Source organism: Longibaculum muris (genome assembly GCF_004343035.1).
GTDB lineage: Bacteria > Bacillota_I > Bacilli_A > Erysipelotrichales > Coprobacillaceae > Longibaculum > Longibaculum muris.
The window spans coordinates 231,820-237,819 of the sequence record NZ_SMCQ01000002.1 but is presented as its reverse complement, the minus strand read 5'-3'; the positions used below and the strand labels follow the sequence as shown (position 1 = coordinate 237,819).

At 29.4% G+C, this 6,000-nt stretch carries 5 protein-coding genes; 2 read left to right on the top strand and 3 right to left on the bottom strand.

The features are described 5' to 3' along the window. Together EDD60_RS03360 and EDD60_RS03355 are read left to right on the top strand one after the other, a co-directional pair. A partial coding sequence (locus EDD60_RS03360; protein ID WP_207905286.1) for a PD-(D/E)XK nuclease domain-containing protein occupies positions 1-905 on the top strand: 905 nt, incomplete at its 5' end. 99 nt (positions 906-1,004) lie between these two features. Next, positions 1,005-2,150, top strand: coding sequence for a D-alanyl-D-alanine carboxypeptidase family protein (locus EDD60_RS03355; protein WP_066443588.1), 1,146 nt, complete (start codon positions 1,005-1,007; stop codon positions 2,148-2,150). A gap of 18 nt (positions 2,151-2,168) precedes the next feature. Here the strand turns inward: EDD60_RS03355 and EDD60_RS03350 are convergent, their stop codons facing one another. The 3 genes from EDD60_RS03350 to EDD60_RS03340 form a co-directional block, all read right to left on the bottom strand. Then, complete coding sequence (locus tag EDD60_RS03350) at positions 2,169-3,308, bottom strand: YibE/F family protein (RefSeq protein ID WP_066443591.1); 1,140 nt, start codon at positions 3,306-3,308, stop codon at positions 2,169-2,171. Between the two features lie 29 nt (positions 3,309-3,337). Next, complete coding sequence (locus EDD60_RS03345) at positions 3,338-5,296, bottom strand: purple acid phosphatase family protein (protein ID WP_066443592.1); 1,959 nt, start codon at positions 5,294-5,296, stop codon at positions 3,338-3,340. Positions 5,297-5,438: 142 nt separating this feature from the next. After that, a complete protein-coding gene (locus tag EDD60_RS03340; RefSeq protein WP_066443593.1) occupies positions 5,439-5,891 on the bottom strand; it encodes a GNAT family N-acetyltransferase in 453 nt (150 codons plus the stop codon). Positions 5,892-6,000: the final 109 nt, after the last annotated feature.

The following is a 6,000-nucleotide window of genomic DNA, read 5'->3' as shown; positions in this document are numbered from 1 at the left end:
GATTTGGTTTTACTCAACAGGAAGTGAATGAATTATTAAATGAATATAATTTTCTTGAACAAAAAGATGAAGTCAAGGAATGGTATGATGGTTATTTGTTTGGCAGTACAGAGATCTATAATCCATGGAGTGTCTTGAAATATGTTTTAAAAGCTATCCAATCAAAGCCAGAACCAGAATCATTCTGGGCGAATACGAGCAGTAATGAACTGGTTGTCAATTATATTAAACAAAGTGATCAGGTTTTACATGATGAATTTGAAATTCTAATGCAAGGGAAATCTATTATCAAAGATATTAAACCAGAATTAACATATCGAGATATGGATAATATTAATAATGTTTATAGTTTTTTGTTATTGACGGGATATCTAAAAATAAAGAGACAAGTCAATAAATATACTTATGAATTGATTATACCAAATAAAGAAGTTTATGAAATTTATCATCAAAGTTTTATGGATTATTTTACTGAATATAAAGCATCAAAGAAAAATAAATTTGTAGAAGCATTAAAACAAGAAGATATTGTACAAGCATCTACTATTCTTGTTTCTCTTATGAAAAAGAGTTTAAGCTTTTATGACAATTATGAAAGTTTTTATCATGGTTTTTTGTTAGGACTTTTGGATAATTATCAAGTGGAGTCAAATAGAGAATTTGGTGATGGACGATTAGATATAGTCATCTATCCTGAAATATTTCAAGATAAAGCTATAGTTATAGAGTGTAAACATTCAAAGAATGCTGATTATTTATTAAAAGATAGCCAAGAAGCAATAAAGCAAATACATGATAATCATTATTTAGAAGGAGTTTTGGAAAAAGGATATCAAGATGTTGTGGGCTATGGAATATCATTTTTTAAAAAACAATGTTATATAACAAAGATAAATATAAATTAAAATTTTAAGATAAAAAGATATGTATATTCATTATGAATAAATTCATATCTTTTTATAATAATTTAAAAGCAAAAACATATAATAATTTGAGGTGTTTCCATGATAAAAAAATTATTCATATGTTTATGTGTTATGTTCTTATGCATACCTTTAAAATCAGTCCATGCTGAAGAATTGAAATTAGCACCAAATGCATCATCTTCAATTTTAATAGAAGCTTCAACAAAACAAGTCTTAAATGCAACACAAGAAACTGAAAAACTCTTTCCTGCGTCTACAACAAAAATAATGACAATGATTTTATTGTTTGAAGCAATTAATAAAGGAACATTGAAATGGGATGATGTTTTAACATGCAGTGCCTATGCTGCAAGTATGGGAGGAAGTCAAGTTTATCTTGAAGAAGGAGAAAGGATGAGTGTATCCGATCTTTTTAAGGCAATCAGTATAGCTTCTGGAAATGATGCTTGTGTTATGGTAGGAGAAAGAATTGCTGGAAGTAATGAAGGTTTTGTAAAAATGATGAATGAAAAAGCTAAAGAGTTAAAATTAAAGAATACACATTTTATGAATCCAACCGGTCTACATGATGATAATCATTATACTTGTGCTTTTGATTTAGCAATGATGGCGAGTTATCTGATTGAAATAGGAGGAGAACGTTTGTTTCAAACGACATCATTGTATGATAGTTACATCCGTGAAAATACAGAAAAAAAGTTTTGGCTGGTGAATACAAATAAACTCTTAAAATCATATGAAGGAGCTGATGGTTTAAAAACTGGTTATACCAAAGAAGCAGGATATTGTATTGTTTCAACAGCAAAAAGAAATGGTTTAAGATTAATTGCAGTTGTGATGAAAGAAAGTGATCCTAAAGTGAGAAATCAAGAAGTTTCACAATTATTAGATTATGGATTTTCACTTTATGAAAACATTACATTATTTAAAAAAGGAGATATTGTTGAAAAGGTAAAAATTGAAAATGCCAGAGAAAAATATGTTGAGGCAGTGTGTAAAGAAGATGTTGTTTATGTCAAAGATAAGAGTTCTAAAGATAAGGTCACTTATGAAATGAATTATACCAATATTGTTCCACCATTAAAAAAAGGTGAAACAATTGGACATGTTTTATTAATGCGAAATGATACCAATATTGCTTCTTTTGATGTTGTTGCCCATAAAGATATTGCAGCCTTGACATTACCAGAAAAAATGTATCAATATTTACAACTTTTTATTTAAAATAAGACCCTATAGATATCAAAATGTATCTATAGGGTTTATTGCTTTGTGTTTAAGATGATATGCACTTATTAAAGAGACAAGTGGAACTGTTAAAATAACCCCAAGGGTTGCAGCAATGCCTTGAATAATCTCGATACCAATTGAATACATATTCATAATTTGTAACAATGGATAATCATAAGCATATATGAAAATAAGTGTATTTATAGAACTACCAGTAAAGGCGAGGATTAGCGTATTTGACATTGTTCCCATCATATCTTTACCAACATTTTGTCCTGAATGAAACAATTCTTTAACTGATAAATAAGGATTATGATAATAGATTTCATTTAAGGTTGATGAAATTGACATAGCAACATCCATAATCGCACCTAAAGTAGAAATAAGTATACCAGCATACATTAATTCACCAATATGAATAGAAGTCATTTGTTCAAGATAAACTAATTGTTCAATATCTGAAACATTATAACCTGATATATGTGTTAACCAGCTAAATATAAAAGCAAAAATCCCTGAAATAATGACTCCTGAAATAGTTCCAATAATAGCTGTCATAGTTTTGCTTGTCCATCCACCAATGAGGTACATAGTGACTATTGTGATTAATATAGATATGATCATAGCTGATAAAATAGGAGAAACTCCTTTATAAATCATAGGTAAGAATAAAAAGATAATACAAATAAAAGTAAAAATCAAAGCAATTGCAGAATTAAATCCCTGCTTACCACCAACAATCCACAAGCTCATAAGAAAAAAGACAACAATTGCATATATAATATGACTACGATCAAAACTATAAACATTGACATAAAGAGAATTTTGACTTTCACTGATATCAACAATCACACGCATTCCTATTTGACAATGAGTTCCATATAAATAACTTGAGGAACTATTAGCTTCAACAATCTTTCCTTTGTAAGGACCAGATAATAATTTAATAGTAACAATTTGTTTTCCAATCTGGTTGCCATTATCAGTTATATTATCTTGAATAATATCTACAACTTCGCCTGATTCAAAAGATTTACCATTTTGATGATAAAGCTGAACTTTATCAATTTGATTGAACTGATATAAAAATATAGTAAAAATGATTATGATTATAAAAACAATGATTTGTCTTTTATTTATTTTGTATTTCATTTTTCTTTCAAATAAATAGGAGCATGCTCCTATTTATTTAATAATTTCTTTCTTTTAAATATCATAAGTCCAAATCCTGAAAGGATGATTAATGTTATTGGGAAAAGAATAGATGTTTGATCATCTGTTTGAACACTTTGAGTTAGTTCGTTTTTTTGATTTTGTCCTGTTTGATGAATCGGAGTGTTTGGAGTTGTGTTATTTTCAGGTTGAATTGTTTTTTTGACTAATGATTTGATAGCGTCGTTTAAGGCTTTATAGGCATTGGCCAATTCTTGAGAAGTTGATGCTTTGTTTTCATTAACTTTATTAGCTCCCTGTAATGCTTGGTTAAAGCGTGTAAAACTTTCTTTTGTATAGTCTTTTTGTTGGTATGTTTTTGCTTTATTAATGAGGTCACTTAATTCTTGATGACTCACTGATTTAACAATCGTGAATTCTGAATCAATTTTTTCATCATTATCACTACGATATGTATTAAAAGTCAAAGTTGTTTCAGTGACATCAATAAGTGTATAAGTTGGTACATCTTCTTGCCATCTATTAGCAATATAGGTTTGTTGTCTTGGCACTAAATCATAATACTTACTTCCAGAAGAAGAACCAGCAGTTAAATATAAGATACCTTTTGAATCTACCGCCATATTCTTTCCACTACTCATTGCTTCAACTGCTTCGTCATCCATTATGGATTTTAAATAAGCTAAATATGCTTGTTCATCAGGATTGGTTGTATCATCTTTAATATTTCCTGGAGCTACTGTGAGTGATTGAGTACTGTCTTTGACATCTATATCTTTTTCTAATTGTTTATCAAATTCATCATCAGTATAATGATTTGTTTTTTGACCACCTTTTAACATTTGAGAGCGAGAATAAGCATGATCATGACCTGTTAAAACAACATCAATATCATTTTCTTCTAAGATAGGTGTTAATTGATAACGTAAATTAGTGATTTCAGGTTCATTAGAATGTTCTGCAGAACCATAGATATCTTGATGTAAAGTAACAATACGCCATTTACAATCAGAATTATTTTTTACTGTTTGTTCAATGAATTGTTTGTGTTCATTGATATTTGTATCTTGTGTATTTAACATAATAAACAAAGCGTCACCATAAGTGTAATAATAATCACCACCAACAATATCATTACTTCCTAATTCACTCATTTGACTAGGATTGAAGTGATATGTGTAGTTAGGATTATCAGCATCATGATTACCAACCGTTGTTGCAACGGGTAATGATTGAAGAATTTCTGGACATAAATAACCAGTATATTCTTTTTCACTGATTGTTTGATTTTTTACTTTTTTAGCATTTGTTTGAATTTGATCACCAGCTGATAAAACAAATCTTGCTTGTTTATGACTCTTTGTAAAAGCTTTATTTAGTGTGTTATTCCAATTAAATGAATCATTTCTTACTGCTTCACTTTGAGCAGTTAAAAAAGATGGTTTGATAATATCTTCTGGTTTTTTGGCTTTTTCTTCATTGGAAGAACCAATTTGTGGGTCACCAACAAAGATAAAACTAAAATCACTGAAATCATCATCTGTTGTAAAGTGAGCAATTTCTTTATCATTTACTTGATAATAATAAGTTTTTCCAGCTTTAAGATTTGTTAATGTTACTTTATTGCTTTGATAACCAACTTGGGCTGGAGTCGATGAGATTTTCGCATTTTGACTATCACTTAAATCAGCTTTTAATCCATATTTAAAAGTAGCTGATTGCGATTCATGACTATACCAAGCAAAATTCATCTCTGTTTCATCTTTTCCTGGTGATAGTGAAACATAAGTCCAATCATTTTCAATTTTGCTCCATTGTTGAGTCCATTTTTCCCATGCTCCATTTAATGCAGCTGGGGTAGTGGAAGCATCAGTTTTCCCATCCATTGCAGCACTAGCAAATACTGATATGGGCTGCGTGAGTAAAGTTGCCACTAAGGCTGATACGAATAGATTTTTCTTCTTCATAATTTCCTCCTTTGTCATTAAGACGAGCAAATTATAGCAGTATTTTTTTATGATTTGGGGGAGTTTACAGAATCTTTAGAGGGGTTCATAGAAATATTACATGGCTTAACATAAAATAAATAAAAAAAGACAAAAATGTCTTTTAATTGTCCAACTTTAAAGAATACCATTGATTATCTTGCTGAAATCCATACTTTTCATAGACTGGTTTTCCTAATTGAGAAGCCCCTAATCTAACAATTTCAATATGTTTCTTTTTAATTTCATTGATTAATAAATCAAGCATATGAGTAGCGATTGATTGACGACGATAAGCTGGCTTTGTATACATGTTTGTAATATAGGCAATACGTCCAGTTTGATTGCTAAAAGTAGGTGGATAATCGTAAAAGCATACTGCTCCAGTAGCGATAATTTGATCATTATCAATGGCTAAAAATTCGATAATAGTATCATGTTGAAAGGAATCTTGAAAAAAACGTAATAAATCTTTATCAATATCAATAGATGGAGGAATACCTTCATCTATTAATTGTTGTTTTCTGATTTGACATAATTGTGGGATATCCTGCTTAGTTGCTTTTCTATATATCATATGTTGCCTCCTTTGTTTCATTATAAGTAAAAAGCAAGAGAAATGCAAAAATGTTCTAGTTTTGTTGAATAAATTCTAGTTTTAGCGAATCGATTTTCTTTCTTTTTTA

Excerpts from the sequence above, each read along its gene's own strand:
- EDD60_RS03355 (WP_066443588.1), top strand. The coding sequence starts at position 1,005 with ATGATAAAAAAATTATTCATATGTTTATGTGTTATGTTCTTATGCATA.
- EDD60_RS03345 (WP_066443592.1), bottom strand. The coding sequence starts at position 5,296 with ATGAAGAAGAAAAATCTATTCGTATCAGCCTTAGTGGCAACTTTACTC.
- EDD60_RS03350 (WP_066443591.1), bottom strand. The coding sequence starts at position 3,308 with ATGAAATACAAAATAAATAAAAGACAAATCATTGTTTTTATAATCATA.
- EDD60_RS03340 (WP_066443593.1), bottom strand. The coding sequence starts at position 5,891 with ATGATATATAGAAAAGCAACTAAGCAGGATATCCCACAATTATGTCAA.